Origin of the sequence: Nocardioides houyundeii (genome assembly GCF_002865585.1) — a bacterium.
Classification (GTDB): Bacteria; Actinomycetota; Actinomycetes; order Propionibacteriales; family Nocardioidaceae; genus Nocardioides; species Nocardioides houyundeii.
In genome coordinates this window covers 206,232-226,778 of the sequence record NZ_CP025581.1, presented here as the reverse complement: position 1 = coordinate 226,778, position 20,547 = coordinate 206,232, and the positions used below count along the sequence as shown (strand labels likewise).

Annotated in this window: 17 protein-coding genes; 10 read left to right on the top strand and 7 right to left on the bottom strand. The window is 72.8% G+C overall.

Annotated elements, in window-relative coordinates; translation table 11 throughout:
* Nucleotides 1–68 precede the first annotated feature (68 nt).
* Nucleotides 69–2,234 carry a HelD family protein gene (locus tag C0R66_RS01080; RefSeq protein ID WP_101523125.1) on the top strand — a complete coding sequence of 722 codons (2,166 nt, stop codon included), beginning with the start codon at nucleotides 69–71 and terminating at the stop codon, nucleotides 2,232–2,234.
* A 33-nt stretch (nucleotides 2,235–2,267) separates the two neighbouring features.
* Here the strand turns inward: C0R66_RS01080 and C0R66_RS01075 are convergent, their stop codons facing one another.
* Together C0R66_RS01075 and C0R66_RS18500 are read right to left on the bottom strand one after the other, a co-directional pair.
* Nucleotides 2,268–4,127 (bottom strand): methyltransferase domain-containing protein, encoded by a 1,860-nt coding sequence (locus C0R66_RS01075; RefSeq protein ID WP_158647817.1) that lies wholly within the window; start codon nucleotides 4,125–4,127, stop codon nucleotides 2,268–2,270.
* A complete protein-coding gene (locus C0R66_RS18500) occupies nucleotides 4,124–5,074 on the bottom strand; it encodes a glycosyltransferase family protein (protein ID WP_158647816.1) in 951 nt (316 codons plus the stop codon). The genes C0R66_RS01075 and C0R66_RS18500 overlap by 4 nt, the downstream gene beginning before the upstream one ends.
* A 163-nt stretch (nucleotides 5,075–5,237) precedes the next feature.
* Between C0R66_RS18500 and C0R66_RS01065 the strand changes: the two genes are divergently transcribed.
* Nucleotides 5,238–7,358 carry a glycosyltransferase family 2 protein gene (locus C0R66_RS01065; RefSeq protein WP_158647815.1) on the top strand — a complete coding sequence of 707 codons (2,121 nt, stop codon included), beginning with the start codon at nucleotides 5,238–5,240 and terminating at the stop codon, nucleotides 7,356–7,358.
* Between the two features lie 6 nt (nucleotides 7,359–7,364).
* Here C0R66_RS01065 and C0R66_RS01060 read toward each other — a convergent pair whose 3' ends face one another.
* On the bottom strand, nucleotides 7,365–8,333 hold the full coding sequence (locus C0R66_RS01060; protein WP_101523122.1) for a hypothetical protein: 969 nt from the start codon (nucleotides 8,331–8,333) through the stop codon (nucleotides 7,365–7,367).
* The gene (locus C0R66_RS01055) at nucleotides 8,330–9,244 is read right to left on the bottom strand and encodes a glycosyltransferase family protein (RefSeq protein WP_101523121.1); all 915 of its coding nucleotides are present in this window, start codon (nucleotides 9,242–9,244) and stop codon (nucleotides 8,330–8,332) included. Before C0R66_RS01055 ends, C0R66_RS01060 begins: the two co-directional genes overlap by 4 nt.
* A gap of 151 nt (nucleotides 9,245–9,395) precedes the next feature.
* Here C0R66_RS01055 and C0R66_RS01050 point away from each other — a divergent pair, with 151 nt between their 5' ends.
* The 8 genes from C0R66_RS01050 (at nucleotide 9,396) to C0R66_RS01015 (ending at nucleotide 15,690) form a co-directional block, all read left to right on the top strand.
* Complete coding sequence (locus C0R66_RS01050; protein WP_101523120.1) at nucleotides 9,396–10,466, top strand: NAD-dependent epimerase/dehydratase family protein; 1,071 nt, start codon at nucleotides 9,396–9,398, stop codon at nucleotides 10,464–10,466.
* Between the two features lie 50 nt (nucleotides 10,467–10,516).
* The gene (locus tag C0R66_RS01045; protein WP_101523119.1) at nucleotides 10,517–12,040 is read left to right on the top strand and encodes a molybdopterin-dependent oxidoreductase; all 1,524 of its coding nucleotides are present in this window, start codon (nucleotides 10,517–10,519) and stop codon (nucleotides 12,038–12,040) included.
* Between the two features lie 97 nt (nucleotides 12,041–12,137).
* A complete protein-coding gene (locus C0R66_RS01040; protein WP_101523118.1) occupies nucleotides 12,138–12,809 on the top strand; it encodes a fasciclin domain-containing protein in 672 nt (223 codons plus the stop codon).
* Nucleotides 12,810–12,846: 37 nt separating this feature from the next.
* Entirely contained in the window at nucleotides 12,847–13,440 is a 594-nt protein-coding gene (sigK, locus tag C0R66_RS01035) for an ECF RNA polymerase sigma factor SigK (RefSeq protein ID WP_101523117.1), read from the top strand.
* Entirely contained in the window at nucleotides 13,437–14,132 is a 696-nt protein-coding gene (locus C0R66_RS01030) for an anti-sigma factor (RefSeq protein WP_101523116.1), read from the top strand. Before sigK ends, C0R66_RS01030 begins: the two co-directional genes overlap by 4 nt.
* A 41-nt stretch (nucleotides 14,133–14,173) precedes the next feature.
* Nucleotides 14,174–14,746, top strand: coding sequence for a protein-L-isoaspartate O-methyltransferase family protein (locus C0R66_RS01025; RefSeq protein WP_101523115.1), 573 nt, complete (start codon nucleotides 14,174–14,176; stop codon nucleotides 14,744–14,746).
* Nucleotides 14,747–14,833: 87 nt separating this feature from the next.
* Entirely contained in the window at nucleotides 14,834–15,400 is a 567-nt protein-coding gene (locus tag C0R66_RS01020; RefSeq protein ID WP_158647814.1) for a sigma-70 family RNA polymerase sigma factor, read from the top strand.
* Entirely contained in the window at nucleotides 15,397–15,690 is a 294-nt protein-coding gene (locus C0R66_RS01015) for a zf-HC2 domain-containing protein (protein WP_101523113.1), read from the top strand. Before C0R66_RS01020 ends, C0R66_RS01015 begins: the two co-directional genes overlap by 4 nt.
* A gap of 55 nt (nucleotides 15,691–15,745) precedes the next feature.
* Here the strand turns inward: C0R66_RS01015 and C0R66_RS01010 are convergent, their stop codons facing one another.
* Genes C0R66_RS01010 through C0R66_RS01000 form a run of 3 tightly spaced genes read right to left on the bottom strand, consistent with a single transcriptional unit; the run spans nucleotide 15,746 to nucleotide 20,546 of the window.
* Nucleotides 15,746–16,915, bottom strand: coding sequence for an acyl-CoA dehydrogenase family protein (locus C0R66_RS01010; protein WP_101523112.1), 1,170 nt, complete (start codon nucleotides 16,913–16,915; stop codon nucleotides 15,746–15,748).
* Nucleotides 16,912–18,945 carry an acetyl/propionyl/methylcrotonyl-CoA carboxylase subunit alpha gene (locus C0R66_RS01005; RefSeq protein WP_101523111.1) on the bottom strand — a complete coding sequence of 678 codons (2,034 nt, stop codon included), beginning with the start codon at nucleotides 18,943–18,945 and terminating at the stop codon, nucleotides 16,912–16,914. Before C0R66_RS01005 ends, C0R66_RS01010 begins: the two co-directional genes overlap by 4 nt.
* Nucleotides 18,946–18,953: 8 nt before the next feature.
* Nucleotides 18,954–20,546 (bottom strand): acyl-CoA carboxylase subunit beta, encoded by a 1,593-nt coding sequence (locus C0R66_RS01000; protein ID WP_101523110.1) that lies wholly within the window; start codon nucleotides 20,544–20,546, stop codon nucleotides 18,954–18,956.
* Between the last annotated feature and the right edge of the window lies 1 nt (nucleotide 20,547).

The following is a 20,547-nucleotide window of genomic DNA, read 5'->3' as shown; positions in this document are numbered from 1 at the left end:
CCCGGTAGTCTTGGAGACTTGCCGAATCCGCCCTGGATCCGGACCTGACCGGGAGTGGGGAAGCAGAGTTGTCCGAGGAGCTCGTGGCGCGCGAGATCGCTGTGGAGCAGGCGTTCGTCGACCGGGTCTACGTGCAGCTGGGCAAGTCGGCCGAGGCCGCCAAGCAGCTCGCCCGCGAGGGTCACGGGCGCGGCAAGCTGGGCCACGAGGGCGGCCTCGTCGAGCGTGACGCGATGGTCTTCCAGGCCGCCAAGCGGATCGCGCAGCTCGACGCCGCCCACGAGGGCCTGGTCTTCGGCCGCCTCGACCTGAAGCCCGCGGTGGACGAGCAGCCGCGCTACATCGGGCGCATCGGCCTGCGCGACGAGGACCGCGACTCCCTGCTGATCGACTGGCGGGCCCCCGCGGCCGCGGTGTTCTACCAGGCCACCGGCGCCGAGCCGATGAACGTCGTACGTCGTCGGGTGCTGCGCTCGGACCACCGCACCGTGGTGGGCGTCGAGGACGAGCTGCTCGACGACTCCGAGCCGACCGACCTGCCGATCGTCGGCGAGGGTGCGCTGATGGCCCAGCTGTCCCGCGCCCGCGACCGCTCCATGCACTCCATCGTGGCCACCATCCAGGCCGAGCAGGACCGGGCGATCCGGGCCCCGGGCAAGGGCGTCGTCTCCATCTCCGGCGGCCCGGGCACCGGCAAGACCGTGGTGGCGCTGCACCGCGCGGCGTACCTGCTCTACAACGACCGCCGCCGCTACGAGACCGGCGGCGTGCTGATCGTCGGCCCGAGCGGCGTCTTCATGCGCTACATCGAGCGGGTGCTGCCCTCCCTGGGCGAGACCGCGGTGGCCCTGCGCTCCCTCGGCGAGGTCGTCGACGGGGTGCGCGCCACCCGGCACGACGAGCCCGCGGTGGCCGACGTCAAGGGCGCCGCCCGGATGGCGGAGCTGATGCGTCGTACGGCGCGTCAGGCCGCTCCCGGCAGCCCGAGCGACTACCGCATCTTCTGGCGCGACGACACCATCGTGCTCGACCCCGCGCTGCTCGGTCGGCTCCGACGCCAGCTGATGACCCAGGGCATGCGCAACCGACAGCTCCCGCGGGTGGCCTCGACCCTGCTGGACGCGATGTGGCGCCAGGTGCGCGGCGAGCGCGGCCGGGAGCGCGGCCGGGAGCTCTTCAACGACGACATGCTCTCCACCCAGTCCTTCCTCGACTTCGCGACCGCGTGGTGGCCGCCGCTGGACCCCGCTGACGTGCTCGGCTGGCTGCGGGACCCCGAGCTGCTGGCCCGGGTGGGCGAGGGCGTGATCAGCGCCGAGGACCAGGCCCTGCTGTCGAAGTCGTGGGCCGAGGGCCTGCCGCTCAGTGTGGAGGACGTGCCGCTGCTCGACGAGCTGCGCTACGCCCTGGGCGACGTGCCGGTGCGCGCGGACGAGGACCACACCCTGGACGACCACGTGGGCGGGGACCTCCAGGAGCTGACCACGGCCTCGGACCGGGAGTACGCACCGGCGGGCCGGACGTGGCGCCCGCCGCTGCACCGCCTCGAGGACGATCCCTTCGCGCACGTGCTGATCGACGAGGTCCAGGACCTCACCCCGATGCAGTGGCGGATGGTGGGCCGCCGCGGCCGCGTGGCGTCGTGGACCATCGTCGGCGACCCCGCACAGTCCTCCTGGCCGGTGCCCGCCGAGTCCGACGCCGCCCGCGACGCGGCCCTGTCGGGCAAGGAGATCCACTCCTTCCACCTGTCCAAGAACTACCGCAACTCCGCGGAGATCTACTCCTACGCCGCGGCGTACGCCCAGCGCGTGGGACTCGACGCGGACCTGCCCGAGGCCGTCCGGTCCACCGGCGAGGAGCCGCGCGAGGTGCAGGTGGACGACCTCGAGCGCGGCACCCGCGAAGCGGTCGCCGACATCGCCGGGCGCGTGGCCGGGACGGTCGCCATCGTGGTGCCGTCCGCCCGCCGCTCCGAGGTCAACGCCTGGCTCGCGTCCTGGCCGGAGTTCGCCGACGACGCCCCTGGCGCCGAGCGCGCGGTGGACTCCACGCAGGCCCCCTCCGGCGACGACCGCATCGTCGTGCTGACCGGCGTGGACACCAAGGGCCTGGAGTTCGACGGCATCGTGGTGGTGCGTCCCGACGAGATCGAGACCGAGTCCGCCACCGGCCGCGCCACCCTGTACGTCGTGCTCACCCGTGCCACCCAGCTGCTCACGATCCTGAGCTGAGGTCCTCCCCGCGACTGCGCCGCAGGCGCAGCCTCAGCCGCGGGGGCCGGCCGGCTCGGTCGTGGGCTGCCCGGGCGAGGGCTGGTCCGCCTTGCCGGGCTGGCCCGTCTGGGCCAGCGCCTGGGCGGTCTTGGCCCTCTGACGCTCCAGGCGACGCTTCGCCTTCGTCAGCTGCCGGGTCTGGCTGGCCACGACCAGGTTGAGCTCGTGCACCAGCGTCAGGGCGTCGCGCAGCTCGGCACGGAGCTGGTCCTGGACCTTCTCGTGCCGGTGGTGCACCTCCAAGATGGCGTCGCCCTGCTCGTCCACGATCTGCTCGGCCCGGCGCAGCCGGCCCAGGTCCTCGCGAAGCCGCCGGGTCTCCCCGGCCGGCAGCAGCAACGGACGCGAGTCGATGAGCCGGTCGATGGCAGCCCGGTTCTGGCTCCACTCCTCGGAGGAGTGCAGGGTGCGCGAGGACTCGCCCAGGGGCCACCACTGGTAGACGGCCACGGTGCGACCGACGTCGGTCACCCCGCTGAGCTGTGCGGCCCGCAGCAGGAACTGCCAGTCCTCGGTGGTGCTCAGCGAGTCGTCGAACTCCAGCCCGAGGTCGACGTGCAAGGAGCGGGGGAACGCGAAGGCGAACAGCGGGGTCTGGTTGGCGACCAGGTGGTGGGCCAGGGAGAACTCCCGGTCGAAGATCGCCTCCGGCGCGTCCAGCGCCTTGACGCCCGCCGCGCCGCGGACCTGGGACAGCGTGGCGCGCTGCCGGAGCGCCACGCCCCGCAGGATGCGCCCGGGACTGTCCTGCTCGGCCGTGCGGAACGCCTCGACCCAGTGGGCCAGCACGAGGTCGTCGTCGTCGAAGACCGCCACGTAGCGCCCATGCGCGTGCCGCAGCCCCAGGTTGATCGGGGCGGACCGGCCGCCCTCGTCCAGCAGCAGCAGCCTGAGTCGCGATCGCAGGTGCGGCGGCTGGTCCTCCACGATCCGCTCGACCGCCAGCTGCTCGGACACCGTGGTCCGGTGCGCCACCAGGATCACCTCGAAGTCGTCGCAGCTCTGGGCCGCAAGGCACAGCAGCGCTTCCCGCAACTCCTGGCTGCGGCGGCCCTGGGTGCGCATCACCACGCTGAGGAACACCTCGGAGGGCTCCCGCGCCGCCGGCGTCGCGGCCTGCGCAGGCACCGCGCCGAGCGCCCACACGAACTGGTTCGTGCTGCCGTGGCCCTCGGCGTCGGACCGCACGGCGCGGAGCCACTGCCCCAGGCTGGTCCGCTCCGACAGGCCGACGTGGTCCGACGGCAGGTGCTGGTCACTCCTGGCGAGCACCACGTCGCGCGAGTCGAGCCGGGCCAGCCCGGCCCGGCGCAGCGCCACCTCGAGCGAGCGGGCGCTGAACAGCTGGTAGTGCGTGGCGTCCAGCAGGCCGGACTCGGTGTACTCCCACTGCCCCAGCAGCGCCTTGGTGGCCACGTCGAGGTGGGTCACGTTGGGCACGCTGATCACGCCCACGGCGCGCTCGGCCGACATCAGCCGTGACATCGCCGTCAGCACGTGGACCGGGGAGGTCAGGTGCTCGAGACCGTCGAGGAAGGTGAGGGAGGCGAGTCGCCGCCCGTCCAGGACGCGCAGCAGCTCCTCGGCGGCCTCGGGGCTGCCGAGATCGACGGCATGCGCCTCCAGCCCGCGCTCGGTCACCGCCGCCAGGGCCTGCGGGTCGAGGTCCACGCCGACGTAGTGCAGGTCGAAGCGCTTGGACACGTGCTCGGCGATGTGGCCGAACCCGCAGGCCAGGTCCAGGTGGACCCCGCCGGCGGCGTCGTCGGCCAGGTGCTCGGCGAGCAGCGAGAGCGCGTGGCCGTAGACGTTGTCGTCGGCCACCTCGTTGTCGTACCGGTGCCCGCTCACAGCGCGAACCTGTGCTCGGCGTACGCCCCGGCGACGAAGGTGCCCACGCTCCCGGCGGGGTCGCGCTGCGGCACCAGCAACCCCTCGGCGCGGCGCCGGCGGAACTCCTCGGCCGCCCGTCTCTCGTCCTCGACCTCGCTGACCTCGAAGTGGTCCAGGATCTCGGCGACCAGGTCCTCGCGGGACCACTTGTGCGCCAGCAGCAGCGCGGCCTGCGCGGAGAAGAAGCGCTCGGCGCCGGTGGGCTGCCAGCGACCGTCGACGCTCAGCTCCTTGTCGTGGAAGACCACGGCGGAGGGCAGGAACACCACGTGCAGGCCGGCCTCACGCACCAGCCAGGAGTAGTCGACGTCGTCGCAGTACATGAAGAAGGTCTGCTCGTCGAAGCCGCCGACCGCCTCGAACACCGAGCGTCGGGTCATCGCGAACGCGGTGGCCGCCCACGAGGTGTGACCGGTGTGCTCGTCGTACTCCTTGGGGTGCTCGAAGGGCAGCTGCTTGGCCTCCACCATGCCCACCGACGGGTCGGCGAACGCGGCGGCCATCCGCCACAGGGCCCGGGCATCCGGGACGATGTCGGGGTTGGAGGTGACCAGCAGCTCGCTGTCGCTGAGCCGGGCCAGGGCGTTGTGCCCCTTGGCGGTGCCGACGTTGTCGTCGAAGTACACGTACTCCAGCCGGTCCAGCGAGGTCAGGCGGTCACGCAGCCCGGCCAGCGCCCCGGAGTCCAGCAGCGGCGCCCGGCTCGCGTCGCCGAGCAGGACCTCGACCCGGGTGCACGAGCCCTCAGCCTTGCCGATGCGCGCGGAGTGGTCCAGCGTCGCGAGGGTCCGCTCCACGGCCGGCACCGAGGTGTGGAACAGGATCGACTGGATCGCCACGGAGGTCGGGTCGGTGGAAGTCGGGTCGGTGGTGGTCGAGTCAGTGCCTGGCGAGGCTTCCGGCACGGGCAGATCCCCCTGTTCGGGCCGTCGGTCACGTTCGTCAGCGGCTCACCCTACTCTGGCCCGAGGCCCGCAACGCCTATGCTGCCTGCGCCGAGAAGATGCATCCGCAGCCTGCCTGGACCCGAGCCGGACCCGAGCTGGACCCGATCAGAAAGCGCGAGTCTTGACCAAGCCAACCCGCCTGGCCGTCCTCCTCATGGACTGGAGCGGCGACTCCCAGCCGACCTCGGAGCACGTCCCGGACCCGGTCCGCGAGGGTTGGGAGGCGGCCCTGCGGCACGCCCACGTGGACGCCGAGCTGGTCCGGGTGGCGCTCTCGCAGCAGGCGCGGGAGAGCACGCTCGAGCGCGGCGACGCCGGCGCCACCTTCACCGGCGCCACCTTCACCGACGGCGGCGCGGACTGGTGGCAGCGGCTCGTCGAGGCGCTCGCGCTGACAGACGAGGACCTGGTGCTCGTCTCCGAGGCCACCTCGCTGCCCTCGCCTGCGGCACTGACCCGGATGCTCTCGACGTACGACGCCCAGGCCGGTGCCGAGCCGGGTCGCGGCGGGGTGCTGGTCGACGCCCGGGTGCTGCCGACCGAGGTGCGGGCGATGCTGCCGGAGAGCACCGAGGACCCCACCGATGACCCCGCCGCGGACCCCACCGAGGACCCCACCGAGGACCCCGCCGCGGGCGACGCCGGTGACACAGCAGACGCCAGCGCTGAGCCAGACAGCCCGGACGGCGAGGACCAGACCGAGGAGCTCCTGGAGCTCGAGGACGAGCCGCTGCCCCCGGTCGGCCCCTACCTGGTCTCCGGCGCCTGCTCCCTGCTCGACGTCCGGGCCTTCCGGCGCCTGGGCGCGGCCTGGGAATCCTCCCCCCAGGACGGCGCCGGCGAGCGCCTGGAGGAGCTGGTCGAGGCGGCTGGCGTGCGGATCGTCCCCGAGCCGGGAGCGGCGATCTTCCGCCGGGTCCGCGTGGACAGCACCGGCCACCCGCTCCGGCTCGACGCGGCCCGGAGCACCGCCCCGGTCCCCGCACCCCGCGCCTCCGGCTCGTTGCACCCGGCCCACCTGCCGGCCACTTCGCTGAGCGCCTTCCTGCGCACCCTCGGGATCACGGTGCCGGGCACGGCCGAGCCGGAAGCAGCCGAGACTCAGCGCCCCTTCCTCTCCATCATCACCCGCACCCAGGGCACCCGCGGCCGCTGCCTGGAGGACGTGCTGACGTGCCTGGCCGCCCAGACCGACCGGGACTTCGAGCTCCTCGTCATGTGTCACCGCGCCGCCCCCGCCGCGGTCGAGGAGACGCGTCAGGTGCTGGCGGAGTTCCCCTCCTGGCTCACCGAGCGCACCCGCCTGGTCGAGGTGGAGCGGCCCGGCCGCTCCGCCCCGCTCAACGACGGGTTCGAGCTGGCCCGGGGCCGCTACCTGGTGATGCTCGACGACGACGACACCGTGCTGGAGCACTGGGTGGAGACCTTCCACCGCGCCGAGGAGCAGGCCGAGGGTCGGCTGCTGCGCTCGGTGGCGCTGCTGCAGCCCGTCCGGGCCGACCCCAGCACGTCGGAGTTCGTGCCGCGGGCCGTGGCGCCGATCAAGCGCGAGTGGCCCCTGCACTACGAGATGGTCGACCACCTGCGCGCCAACTACAGCCCGTGCATGACCATCGCCTTCCCGCGCGGGACCTTCCACGACCTGTCGCTGCGCTTCGACGAGAGCCTCAACACCACCGAGGACTGGGACCTCATCGTCCGCTCCGCCGGAGTGGTGGGGGTCCACTCGGCGCCGGAGATCACCTCGGTCTACCGGTGGTGGGGCTCCGGCTCCTCGCGCGAGGAGCACGACAAGTCCGAGTGGGACGACGCCATGCACCGGGTGCTGGACAAGTTCGACGAGGTCGAGATGCTGATGCCGCCGCACGCCTTCGAGCGCTTCCGCACCCTGATCAAGAAGGCCCAGGCCGACGCCACCAAGATGAACGACCAGGCGCGGGAGTTCGCCACCCGGCTGCACCACACCAACCTGCGCCTGGCCAAGGTCCTCGCGGAGCGCGACAAGGTCCGCGAGCGGGCCCAGCGGCTCAGCGAGAAGCTGGAGAAGCGCACCGCCCGTCAGGAGCAGCGCCTGGCCCTGCTGCGCGAGACCGACCTGCTGCTGACTCAGCACCCCGATCAGCGCCCGGAGGGCTCGATCGTCGACCTCACCCCCCAGGAGCTGCAGGAGCTGCTCGGGCGACTCCGGAGCCAGCCGTCGGGTCGCCGCGGGTGGCTCCCGGGCCGGCGTGCGGGCGCCTGAGGCTGCTCAGCCCCGGCCGAGCTTGGCCCGCAGCCGCTGCACCGTGGCGTCCTTCTTCTCCACCGTGGCCTGGAGCCTCGCCACCCGCTGCTCCAAGGCGGCCAGCTGCGCCTCGATGTTGGCGATGTGGTTGTCCTTGAGCTCCACCAGGTGGCGCAGCTGCGCCGTCTCGGCAGTGGTGGCCCCCTCGCCCTCGCGCTGGGTGTCGGCCACCAGAGGGGCGATGGACCCGGCCGGCAGCTGCCACCCGGCGGCGTCGACCTTCGCCAGCAGCCGGGCGGCGTCCTCGTCCCGCTCCAGGCCGAGTCCGGTGCCGGTGCCCTCGAGCTCGCAGCTCAGCGCCACCACCTCCCCGAGCTCGGTGACGCCCGTGCGCGCCACCACCCGCAGCAGCAGGTCGCGCAGGGCGGCCGTGCCCAGCTCGGGGTCCGGCCGCAGAGCGCCGTCGCCGAGCACCGCGCGGGGCAGCGCGAAACCGTGCCGGGAGGCCGCGGGCCGCGGCCCGAGGTGCTCTAGCACCGAGAAGGCGTCTCCCCCGCGGCGCACCGGCGCCCGCACCCCTCGTACGCCGGACAGGCCGCCGACCGAGGCTGCCTCCACCGCCTGGTGCAGCACCAGCCCGCGCAGCGTGGTCGACCCGTCCCCGGCGTGGAGCTGGCAGCTCTCGACGAAGTGCGCGAACCAGGTGAGCCCCTCGGAGATCGCCAGGTAGCGGCCGCGGGCCTGCGCCACGGCGGGCTCCAGCCAGCCCAGCGGTGCGTCGTCGTCGACGACCAGCACCCGCAGCCGGGAGCCCAGGGTCGGCGGGACCTCCGCCAGCAGGGCGTCGGGGTCCGGGTCGCCGGGGCCGCGCACCACCAGCGCCTCGAAGGAGGTGGAGGTCTGCGCGGCGAGCGAGAGGAGCCCTTCACGCAGCTGGTCGGGCCCGATGGCCGCGGGCACCAGGAAGGTCAGGAACGGGGCGGACTCGGTCACAACGCGTACCTGTGCTTCGTGTAGTAGCCATCGGCGAAGTAGCCGACCCGGTGCTCCGGGTCGTGCTGCGCCACCAGCAGCCCGGCGTCGCGCCGGCGCTCGAACTCCGCCACCGCGTCGGCGTACTCGGGGATCGTGGAGCGGCCGAAGTCCGCCAGGACCCGCTCCACGACGTCCTCCCGGGACCACTTGTGGGCCAGCAGCAGCGCCGCCTGGGCGGAGTAGAAGGTCTCCGCGCTTGTGGGCTGCCAGGCACCGGTGAGCGAGAGCCGCTTGTCGTGGAAGGCCAGCGCCGCGGGCTGGAACCGCACCACCCGGCCGGCCTCGCGCACCAGCCAGGAGTAGTCGACGTCGTCGCAGTACATGAAGAAGGTCTGCTCGTCGAAGCCGCCGAGCTCGTCGAAGAGGTCGCGGGGGGTCATCGCGAACGCCGTCGCGGCCCACCCCGTCTCGCCGGTCGCGACGTCGTACTCCTTGGGGTGCTCCACCGGGAGCTGCTTGGCCTCCACCATCCCGGTGCTCGGGTCCTCGAAGAGGTCCAGCATCCGCCACAGCGCGCGGGCGTCCGGGACGATGTCCGGGTTGCTGGTCACCAGGTACGCCGAGTCGGTGAGCCGGGCCATGGTGTTGTGGCCCTTGGCGGTGCCGGTGTTCTCGCCGAAGAACAGGTAGTCCAGCGACTCCAGCTCGCCGAAGCGGCTCCGGTAGCCCGCCAGCACCTCGTCACTGACCAGCCGGTGGGGCGAGGCGTCGCCGAGGACGACCCGGAGTCCGTCGCCCAGGCCGTCGCGGCGGGCCAGCGCGGCCGAGGTGTCCAGCGCCTCCAGGGTCCGCTCCAAGGCTCCGAGCTCCGTGCCGTAGAGGATGGACTGGACGGTCACGCTGCGCTCACGCGAAGGGCTCGGGGCCACGCTGCTCCTTCTCCATCGCTGGGTCGGCCACGCCCCGGTGGCGCCGCCGTCCCGTATGCTACAAGTCGCTCGACGCCGCGTACGACGGCGCGAACGGCTCGCCGCAGTCCGCTCCGGCCCTCATCGCCGGCCAACACGAAGGTGCTTCGCCATGTCCTCACGTCTCGGTCCGGTCCTGGTCACGGGAGGCGCGGGCTTCATCGGCTGCGCCCTGTCGCAGGTGCTCGCCGGCGAGGCGGAGCGCTGGGTGGTGCTGGACAACCTGCACCCCCAGGTGCACCCGGTCGCCGAGCGCCCGCAGGCGCTGCACCAGGCGGCTGAGTTCGTCCGCGGGGACGTCACGGTGGCCGCCGACCTGGACGCCGTGATGGCCGAGGTCCGTCCCGAGACCGTCATCCACCTCGCCGCGGAAACCGGCACCGCCCAGTCGCTGGACGAGAGCACCCGGCACAGCCTGGTCAACGTGGTGGGCACCACCCAGGTGCTCGACGCGCTCACCCGGATCGGGCACGTGCCCGACCACATCGTGCTCACCAGCAGCCGCGCCGTCTACGGCGAGGGCGAGTGGCAGCGACCCGACGGCACCCTGTTCCGCCCCGGCCTGCGCACCCACGCCCAGCTCGAGGCCGGCCGGTGGGACCACGAGGACGCCGTCGCGCAGCCGCACTCCGCCGGGACCACCGTGCCCGCCCCCGTCAACGTGTACGGCGCCACCAAGCTCGCCCAGGAGCACATCCTCTCGGCGTGGACCGGCTCCCGCGACACGTCGCTGACCGCGCTGCGGCTGCAGAACGTCTACGGGCCAGGCCAGTCGCTCAGCAACCCCTACACCGGGATCGTCTCCCTCTTCTCCCAGCTGGCGATGCGGGGCGAGTCGATCCCGCTCTACGAGGACGGCGACATCACCCGCGACTTCGTCTTCATCGACGACGTGGTCTCCGCGATCGCCACCGCGGTGCGCAACCGCCCCGAGGGACAGCGCCTGGTCGACGTCGGCTCGGGCGAGCCCTCCACCATCCGCCAGCTGGCCGAGACCATCGCTGCCTTCCACTCCGCGCCGGCACCCCACGTGACCGGCCAGTTCCGCGACGGCGACGTCCGGGCCGCCTCCAGCGTGCTGGACCAGGAGCTCGTCGGCCTGGGCTGGAAGCCGCAGTGGTCGCTGGCCGACGGGGTCGCCGCGCTGCAGGGGTGGATCCGGGACGAGCTCGCCGCGGGCTGAGCCGCTCGCTCGGGGGCAATCCGGGAGCGCGTCCGCTCCGAACCACCCCCATGGCTCCCTTCAGCAGACTGGCCGGAGCCCCCGCGGGGCTGCTCGCGGCGATCACCGGCATGGCCGCCGCCCACCTCATCGCCGGGTTGACCGACCCGGACGCTTCGCCGGTGCTGGCCGTCGGCTCCCAGGTCATCGACCTCACCCCCACCCCGGTGAAGGAGTGGGCGGTCGCTGAGTTCGGTACCGCCGACAAGCCCATCCTGATCGGCAGCGTGCTGGTCGCCACCCTGCTGCTGGCCGCGCTCGCGGGCATCGTCGCCCGGCGCAGCCTGGCCGCGGGCGCCGCCCTGATCGTGCTGCTCACCGGCCTCGCGGGCTACACCGCCGCGGCCCGCCCCGGGGCGGGCGCGGGCGTGCTCATCCCGTCGGCGGTCGCCCTGGTCGTCGGGGTCGGGGTGCTGTCCTGGCTCACGCCCTCCGGGTCCCGGGCCGGCACCGGCCCCGCGGACCCGGCACGGACCGGCGTACGGCGCCGCTCCCTGCTGCTGGCCGGAGCCCTCGGCGTGGCGCTCGCCGCGACCGGCGAGTGGGTGGCGCGGGCGCGCACCCGGATCTCCGACGTGGTGCTCCCCGCCGCGTCGAAGAAGGCGCCGCCGCTGCCCGAGGGTCTGGAAGAGACCTACGACGGGATCTCGGCCTTCCGCACGCCCAACGACGACTTCTACCGGATCGACACCCGGCTGACCCTGCCCATCGTCGACCTCGACGACTGGCGGCTCACCATCGACGGCGACGTCGGGCAGGAGGTGGAGCTCAGCTTCGACGACCTGCTCGCCATGCCGCTGGTCGAGCGCGACATCACCATGACCTGCGTGAGCAACGAGGTCGGCGGCGAGTACGTCGGTGCGGCGCGGTGGCTGGGCGTGCCGCTGACGACGCTGCTGGCGATGGCCGGCGTACGACGGGTCGGCGACACCGGGGCGGACCAGATCCTGTCCACCGACGTGGACGGCTTCACCATCAGCACCCCGCTCGAGGTGGCCCTCGACGGGCGCGAGCCCCTGGTCGCGGTGGGCATGAACGGCGCCCCCCTGCCGCGGGAGCACGGCTTCCCGGTCCGGCTGGTGACCCCGGGGCTCTACGGCTTCGTGGGGTCGACGAAGTGGCTGCGGCGCCTGACGTTGACCAGCTACGACGCCGAGCAGGCCTACTGGACCGAGCGCGACTGGGCCACGGACGCCCCGATCAAGGTCTCCAGCCGCATCGACACCCCCCAGGCGTTCGCCGAGGTGCAGGCCGGCCAGGTGGTGGTCGGCGGCGTCGCGTGGGCCCAGCAGCGCGGCATCGACAGCGTCGAGCTGCGGGTCGACGGCGGCCCCTGGCAGCGGTGCGAGCTCGGGCCGGACGCCGGGGTCGACTACTGGCGGCAGTGGTACTTCCTGCTCGACGCCGAGCCCGGCTCGCGCACGCTCGCGGTGCGGGCCACCACCTCCGACGGCGACGTGCAGACGCCGGCCCGGGCCACGCCCTTCCCCGCGGGATCGAGCGGTGTCCAGGAGATCGTCGTCACCGTCTCCTAGAACTTTCCGCCCCTCGGGCAATCCGGTTGCCCCGCGGCACCGAATGACCCATGACACGTGGCCGAGAAGGTCGCCCACCAGCAAAGGACGAGAAATCATGCGCAAGATCACCCGCACCACCGGACTGGCCGCCATGGCACTCACCCTGTCCCTGGGCCTCGCCGCCTGCGGCAACGAGGACGACGACTCGAGCGCCAGCGAGACCAGCTCCAGCGCCTCGGAGTCCCCGATGGAGTCGGAGTCGATGGAGTCCACCCCGATGGAGTCCGAGTCCACCATGACCGAGGGCTCCGCCGCGGCCGCGCCGTTCGGCGAGGGCTGTGCCGCCGTCCCCACCGAGGGAGCCGGCTCCGTGGACAGCATGGCCACCAAGCCGGTCGCCACCGCCGCGTCGGAGAACCCGCTGCTCACGACGCTGGTCGCCGCCGTCGGCAAGGCCGGACTGGTCGACACCCTGAACTCCGCCGAGGCGCTGACCGTCTTCGCGCCCACCGACGACGCCTTCGCGCAGATCCCGAAGAAGGACCTCAACGCGCTGCTGAAGGACAAGAAGGCCCTCACCGAGGTCCTCACCCACCACGTGGTGGCCGGCCAGCTGGGCCCGGACGAGGTCGGCGGCGAGCACGAGACGCTGGCCGGTGACACGGTCGAGGTCATGGGCGAGGGCGAGGCCTGGACCGTGGGCGACGAGGAGGCGGCCGTGCTCTGCGGCAACATCCCCACCGCCAACGCCACGGTGTACGTCATCGACACCGTGCTGATGCCCTGAGATTGCGGTAGCGACCCGGCATAGGTTTGATAGCCCCATGAGCCACCTCTCGTCCGTCCCCTCCGGTCCTCCGGAGGGGACGGACGGCGCTGACCTGGCTGACCTGCTCCGCGCCTCGGCGCGCGGCGACCAGCAGGCCTTCCGCCAGGTGTACGACGCGTGCGCGGCGCGGGTGCACGGACTGGTGCTCCGGGTGGTCCGCGACCCGGCCCAGTCCGAGGAGGTCACCCAGGAGGTCTTCCTGGAGATCTGGCGCAACGCCGCCCGGTTCGACCCCCAGCGCGGGTCGGCGGTCTCCTGGCTCCTGACCATCGCGCACCGCAAGGCAGTCGACCGGGTCCGCGCCGCGGAGGCCAGCAGCCGGCGCGACACGACGTACCACGACCAGAGCCACGAGGTGGCCCACGACGCCACCGCCGACGCCGCCACCGCCGGCCTGGAGGCCGTCCGGGTCCGCCAGGCGCTGGCCGGCCTGACCGAGGTCCAGCGCGAGGCCGTCGGCCTCGCCTTCTTCGGCGGCTACACCCACACCGAGGTGGCCACTCTGCTCGACCTGCCGGTCGGCACCGCCAAGACCCGCATCCGGGACGGACTGATCAGGATGCGCGACCAGATGGGAGTGCAGTCATGAGCGACATCCACGCGCTCTCAGGTGCTTACGCGATCCACGCGGTGGACGACTTCGAGCAGGCCCAGTTCGAGCGGCACCTCGAGGGGTGCCCCGAGTGCCGTGCCGAGGTCGACTCCTTCCGGGAGACCGCTGCGCTGCTCGCCCAGCTGAGCGCGACCGAGCCACCCGCCGAGCTGCGTCCCCGGGTGCTGCACGACGTGGCCGCCGTACGACCGCGGCCGCCGGTGACGACGCGCCGCACCGCCGCCCGACGCCTGGCCCCGGCCGTGGCGGCCGCCGCGGTGATCGCGGCCGTCGGCCTGGGCGCCGCGGTGACCCAGCCGTGGCAGGACGACGACTCCTCCCGGACGCTGACCGCCAGCGACCGGGTGCTGGCCGCGGCCGACGCGCAGCGGGTCGCCCTGGAGCTGGGCGACGCCCGCGCCACCCTGGTCCGCTCCAAGTCGGTCGGCAAGGCGGTCCTGGTCACCGAGGCGATGCCGCCCGCGCCTGAGGGCCATGTCTACGAGCTGTGGTTCCAGTCCCCCGAGGGCGACATGGTGCCCGCCGGGCTGATGCCACCGAAGTCCGACCAGACGGTGCTGCTCGACGGGGACGCCCGGGACGCCACCGGCGTCGGCATCACCGTGGAGCCCGAAGGCGGCTCGCCCGAGCCCGACGGCGAGCTGGTCGCGCTCTTCGAGCTGGCCTAGCCGCCCTTGAACTTGCCGGCCGCTGCGCGTTCGATGGACTCATGGACGCCACCGACCCGATCGCGGACCCGATCGCAGCGGCGTTCCAGGCGCACCCGCGCGAGCTCTTCCTGCCCCCCAGGCTGCGCCGGCGCGCGTCGTACGACGGCCCCCTGGAGATCGGCGGCGGCCAGACCAGCTCGCAGCCGCGGACCGTGGCCGCCATGCTCCGGCTGCTCGACGTGCGGCCCGGGCAGCACGTCCTCGACGTGGGCTCCGGCTCCGGCTGGACCGCCGCGCTGCTGGGCGACCTGGTGGGCCCGACCGGCCGGGTGCGGGGCGTCGAGCTCCTCGGTGAGCTGGTGACCTTCGCCCGAGGCAACCTGGCGCACGACGCCCAGCCGTGGGTCACCGTGGAGCCGGCGCGCCCCGGGGTGCTGGGCCTGCCCCAGCACGCGCCGTACGACCGGGTGCTGGTCTCGGCGATGGCCGAGCGGCTGCCCTCCTCGTTGCGCGCCCAGCTCAGCGACGACGGGGTGATGGTGGTGCCGGTGCGGGGCACGATGCTGCGCGTGACCCACGACGAGATCACCGAGCACGGGCACTACGCGTTCGTGCCCCTGGTGACGAGGTAGCGGCAAAGTAAAGACTTTTACTCCGAATTGGGGAGGTTGGCACCTGGACCCTCCTCCGGGCGCCGATCTCAGGCCACGATGGCGGCCATGACCGAATCTGCCTCTGCGCACGCGCAGTCGACCCTTTCGGCCTTTGCGAGCATCCACGGACTGCTCGCCCGAGCGAGCCGTGGTGACGCACCGGCGATGCTGGAGCTCTTCGACGCCACCGCGGGCCGGGTGCTGGGCCTGGTCTCGCGGGTGCTGGGTCCTGGCCCCGGCGCGCACGAGGCGACGGTTCGCTGCTACGAGTCGATCTGGAACGGCGATGAGCAGCCGGAGGCGGACAGCACGCTGCCGTGGCTGCTGGCGGTCGCCCACCGGCAGGCCGTGACGACGCACCGGGCCTCGGTCCCGCGGCAGCGCACCGGCGCGATCCCGGCCGGCCCGCCGACGTTCCCGCCGGACGCCGACTGGCTCCCGATGCTCAGCGGGGCCGAGCGCGAGGCGCTCTCGCAGGTCTACCTGCTCGGTCGGAGCCACGACCAGGTGGACGCCCGGCTGCGCCTGCGCCCCGGGGCCACCGTGCAGCTGCTGCACGAGGCGATGCTGCACCTCGCCGAGGCGGTCAACGACGAGCCGGTCGACGACGAGCACCAGGCGGTCTCGGCATGAACGACGTGCACGACCGATCCGCGGCCTTCGCCCTCGACGGGCTCGACGGGCTCGACCGGCTCTCGTACGAGTCCCACCTCACCCAGTGCCCGCGGTGCCGCGGCGACGTCGAGGACCTGCGCGACGCCGCCGAGCTGCTGAGCGCCGGGATCGAGCTGCCGGTGCCGATCTCGGTACGCGAGCGCGTGCAGGCCGTGACCCAGACGGCACCCGAGCCGTTGTACCAGGATCAGGTGCCCGACGCGGACGCCGCGGGGGGGCGTCCGCGCCGGCGCCGATGGTTCGGCTGACGCGCCTGCGGACCGACGACCTCGGCCACTACGACCTCGACTAGTACGACCTCGACTAGTACGACTTCGGCAGGCCGAGGGAGTGCATGGCCACGAAGTTGAGGATCATCTCCCGGCTGACCGGCGCGATCCGGCCCAGTCGGGCGGCGACCAGCATGTTGGCCAGCCCCAGCTCGGTGGTCAGGCCGGACCCGCCGTGGGTGTGGACTGCGACGTCGGTGGAGTTGCACGCCACCTCCCCGGCGGCGTACTTGGCCATGTTGGCGTACTCGCCGGCGCCCATGTCGTCGCCGGCGTCGTAGAGCGCCGCCGCCTTCTGCTGGAGCAGCTTGGACTGCTCGAGCTCGATCTTGATCTTGGCCAGCGGGTGCGCGATGCCCTGGTGGGTGCCGATGGGCCGGTCCCGCCACACGGTGCGGGTCTTGGCGTACTCCACCGCCTTGGTGAGGGCGAAGCGCGACATGCCGTTGGAGTAGGCCGCGCCCATGATCCGCTCCGGGTTGAGGCCGGCGAAGAGCTGCAGCAGCCCGGCGTCCTCGTCCCCGACGAGCGCGTCGGCGGGCAGCCGGACGTCGTCGAAGAACAGGGTGAACTGCTTCTCCGGGGCGTCGAAGGTCATGTCGATGACCTGCTTCTCCAAGCCCGCGGCGTCGGTGGGCACCACGAACAGGCACGGCTTGAGGTTGCCGGTCTTCGCGTCCGCGGCGCGGCCGACGACCAGGATCCCCTGGGCCTCGTCGACCCCGGAGATGTAGGTCTTCGACCCCTTCAGCACCCACTCGTCGCCGTCCCGGGTGGCGGTGGTGGTGATGTTGTGGGAGTTGGAGCCGGCGTCGGCCTCGGTGATGGCGAAGGCCATCGTGTAGGAGCCCTCGGCGATCCGCGGCAGCCACCTCCGCTTCTGCTCCTCGGTGCCGAAGCGCCCGATCACCGAGCCGCAGATGGCCTGGGAGACGACCATCATCAGCATCGGCGCCCCGGCCGCGGCCGCCTCCTCCAGGACCGCGGCAAGGTCGCCGATCCCGCCGCCACCGCCACCGAACTCCTCGGCGATGTTGACGCCCAGGAAGCCGTGCTTGCCCATGTCCTGCCACAGCTCGGTGACCTTGCCGCCCTCGCGGGCCTTCTCGGCGACGTAGGTGTGGCCGTACTTGGAGGCCAGGGCGAAGACCGCCTTGCGCAGCTCGCGCCGCTCCTCGGACTCGACGAACGCGTTCTCGGTCATGCCTGCTCCTCGTTGCCTGAGTTGCCTGAGTTCTCTGAGCTGTCGGTGACCACGGCGAGCACGTCGCCGGAGGCGACCTGGCTGCCGACGCCCACGTTGAGCTCGGTGACCACGCCGTCGGTCGGCGCAGCCACGGTGTGCTGCATCTTCATCGCCTCCATCACCAGGACGGTCTGGCCGGCGGTGACCGCCTCACCGGCGGCGACGGCGACGCTGATCACGCTGCCGGGCATCGGGGCCAGCAGCGAGCCGGTGGCCACCTGCTCCGACGGGTCGGTGAACCGCGGGACCTTGGTCAGCCGCTGGTAGCCGTGCGGGGAGTCCACGTGCACCACCGGGGCGTCCAGCCGGCCGGCGTCCACCACCACGTCGTACGTCGTGGCGACGCCGTCGACCTCGAGCGTCACCGACTCCACCGAGGCCGCGAGCACGGTGACCCCGTCGCCGGCATAGCCGTCACGGCCGCCGGTCCAGCGCACCTCGAGCGGCTCGTCGGTGCCCGCGACCTCGAATGAGGTGAGCTGCGGCTGGCTGGGCACGTTGCGCCACGCCACCGGGATGCCCCGCTGCACGGTGCGCGCGAGCCGGTCCCGCTCAGCGAGCGCCACCGCCGCGGCGAACGCCGCCTGCGCGACTCCCTCCGTGGGCTGGGCGGCCGACCTGGTGGCCAGCTCCTCGGTGCCGAAGAAGTCGGTGCTCACCTCACCCGCGACGAACCGCGGGTGGCGCAGCACCTCGACCAGCAGGTCGCGGTTGGTGGTCAGGCCGTGCAGCCGGGCCTTGGCCAGGGCGCCGGCCAGCTGGCGCAGCGCCTGCTGGCGGGTCGGTGCGAAGGAGATCACCTTGGCCAGCATCGCGTCGTAGTGCGTCCCCACCTCGGAGCCGCCGACGAAGCCGGTGTCCAGGCGCAGACCGCCCGAGGCCGGGTTGGCGAACTCGACCTCCACGCCGGGGATCTCGAAGGTGGTCAGGACCCCGGACTGCGGCTGCCAGTCGGCGGCCGGGTCCTCGGCGTACAGGCGGACCTCGACGGCGTGACCGCGCGGGCCCTCCTGGGGCGCGCTGACCGGGTTGCCCTCGGCGACCGAGAGCTGCGCCTCGACCAGGTCGACCCCGAAGATCGCCTCGGTGACCGGGTGCTCCACCTGTAGGCGGGTGTTCATCTCCAGGAACCAGAAGCGGGTCGGGTCGGCGGCGTCCAGCAGGAACTCCACGGTGCCGGCGCCGACGTAGTCGATGGCGGCGGCGGCCGCGCGGGCCGCCTCGTGCAGCGCGGAGCGGGTCTCCTCGCTCAGTCCGGGCGCGGGAGCCTCCTCGACGACCTTCTGGTGACGGCGCTGGATGGAGCAGTCCCGCTCGCCGAAGACCGCGACGGTGCCGTGCCGGTCGCCCACGACCTGGACCTCGACGTGGCGGCCGTGCTCGACGTACGGCTCGACGAAGACGGTGCCGTCACCGAACGCGGACGCCGCCTCGGCGGAGGCCTTCTCGACCTCGCCGGGCAGCTCGGCGAGGGTGCGCACGATGCGCATCCCGCGACCGCCGCCGCCGGCCGACGCCTTGACCAGCAACGGCAGGTCGGCCTCGGTGGCGCTGGTGCCGAGGTCGGCCAGCACCGGCACACCGGCGGCCTCCATCAGCTTCTTGGACTCGATCTTGGAGCCCATCGACTCGATCGAGCTGGGGTCCGGGCCGAGCCAGACCAGCCCGGCGGCGATGACGGCGCGGGCGAACTCGGCGTTCTCCGACAGGAAGCCGTAGCCGGGGTGGACCGCGTCGGCGCCGGTCCTGCGCGCCGCGTCCAGGACGAGGTCGGCGCGCAGGTAGGTCTCGGCCGGGGTGTTGCCCGGCAGCCGCACGGCCTGGTCGGCCTCGGCGACGAAGGGCAGGCCGGCGTCGGCGTCGGAGTGCACGGCGACCGTGTCGATGCCGAGCCGGCGGGCGGTGGTGAAAACCCGGCGGGCGATCTCGCCGCGGTTGGCCACCAGGACGCGGGTGATCGTGGTGGAGGGAGGGGTGGTGCTGCTCATGTTGGTACTCACATCCTGAAGACGCCGAAGCGGTCGGTGCCCGCGGTGGCCTGGGTGTCGATGGCGGACAGGCAGATGCCGAGGATGGTCCGGGTGTCCCGGGGGTCGATGACCCCGTCGTCGTAGAGCATCCCGGACAGCGCGAAGGGCAGGCTCTGCTCCTCGATCATGGCCTCGACGAAGGTGCGCATCCCGGCGTCGGCCTCCTCGTCGTACTCCTTGCCCTTGGCCTCGGCCGCGGCTCGGGAGACGATCGACAGCACGCCGGCCAGCTGGGCCGGGCCCATCACCGCGGACTTGGCGTTGGGCCAGGTGAACAGGAACCGCGGGTCGTAGGCGCGGCCGTTCATGCCGTAGTTGCCCGCCCCGTACGACGACCCGATCAGGATCGAGATATGCGGCACGGTGGAGTTGGAGACGGCGTTGATCATCGCCGCGCCGTGCTTGATGATCCCGCCCTGCTCGTACTCCGCACCCACCATGTAGCCGGTGGTGTTGTGCAGGAACAGCAGCGGCGTGTCCTTCGCGTTCGCCAGCTGGATGAACTGGGTGGCCTTCTGGGCCTCCTCGGAGAACAGCACGCCCTGGGCGTTGGCCAGGATGCCGATCGGCCGACCGTGCAGCTGCGCCCAGCCGGTGACCAGCGAGGAGCCGTAGAGCGGCTTGAACTCGTCGAAGGGCACCTCGTTGCCGGCGCTGACGCCGTCGACGATCCGGACGATGACCTCGCGCGGGTCGAAGGGCTCCTTGAGGTCGGTGGGGATCAGGTCGAGCAGGGTGTCGGGGCTCTCGGCCGGCTCGGCGTAGGCCCGGGGCTCCGGTCGCGCCTTGCGCCAGTTCAGCCGCGCCACGATGCGACGCCCGATGCGGATCGCGTCGCGCTCGTCCTCGGCCAGGAAGTCGGCCAGGCCGGAGGTGCGGGCGTGCATCTCGGCACCACCGAGGGTCTCGTCGTCGGTCTCCTCACCGGTGGCCATCTTGACCAGCGGGGGGCCGGCCAGGAAGACCTTCGCCTGCTCCTTGACCATCACGGTGTAGTCGGAGAGGCCGGGCACGTAGGCGCCGCCGGCGGTGGCGTTGCCGAAGACCAGGGCGATCGTGGGCTCACGCCGGGCGCTGGCCCGGGTCAGGTCGCGGAAGATCTTGCCGCCCGGGATGAAGATCTCCTTCTGGGTCGGCAGGTCCGCGCCCGCGGACTCCACCAGCGAGATCGTGGGCAGGGCGTTCTCCTGGGCGATCTGCGCGGCCCGGAACGTCTTCTTCAACGTCCACGGGTTCGAGGCGCCGCCCTTCACGGTCGGGTCGTTGGCGGTGATCATGCACTCCACGCCCTCGATCACTCCAATGCCGCAGACCACCGAGGCGCCGGCGGTGAAGTCGGTGCCCCAGCCGGCGAGCGGGGAGAGCTCCAGGAACGCCGAGCCCTCGTCGATCAGCAGCTCGATGCGCTCGCGGGGCAGCAGCTTGCCGCGGGCGTGGTGGCGGGCGATGTACTTCTCGCCGCCGCCGGCCACGGCCTTGGCGTTCTGCTCGTCCAGCTCGGCGATCTTGGCGAGCAGGTGCTCGCGCCGGCTCGGCTGAGGCGTCTCCTCAGTCGTCACG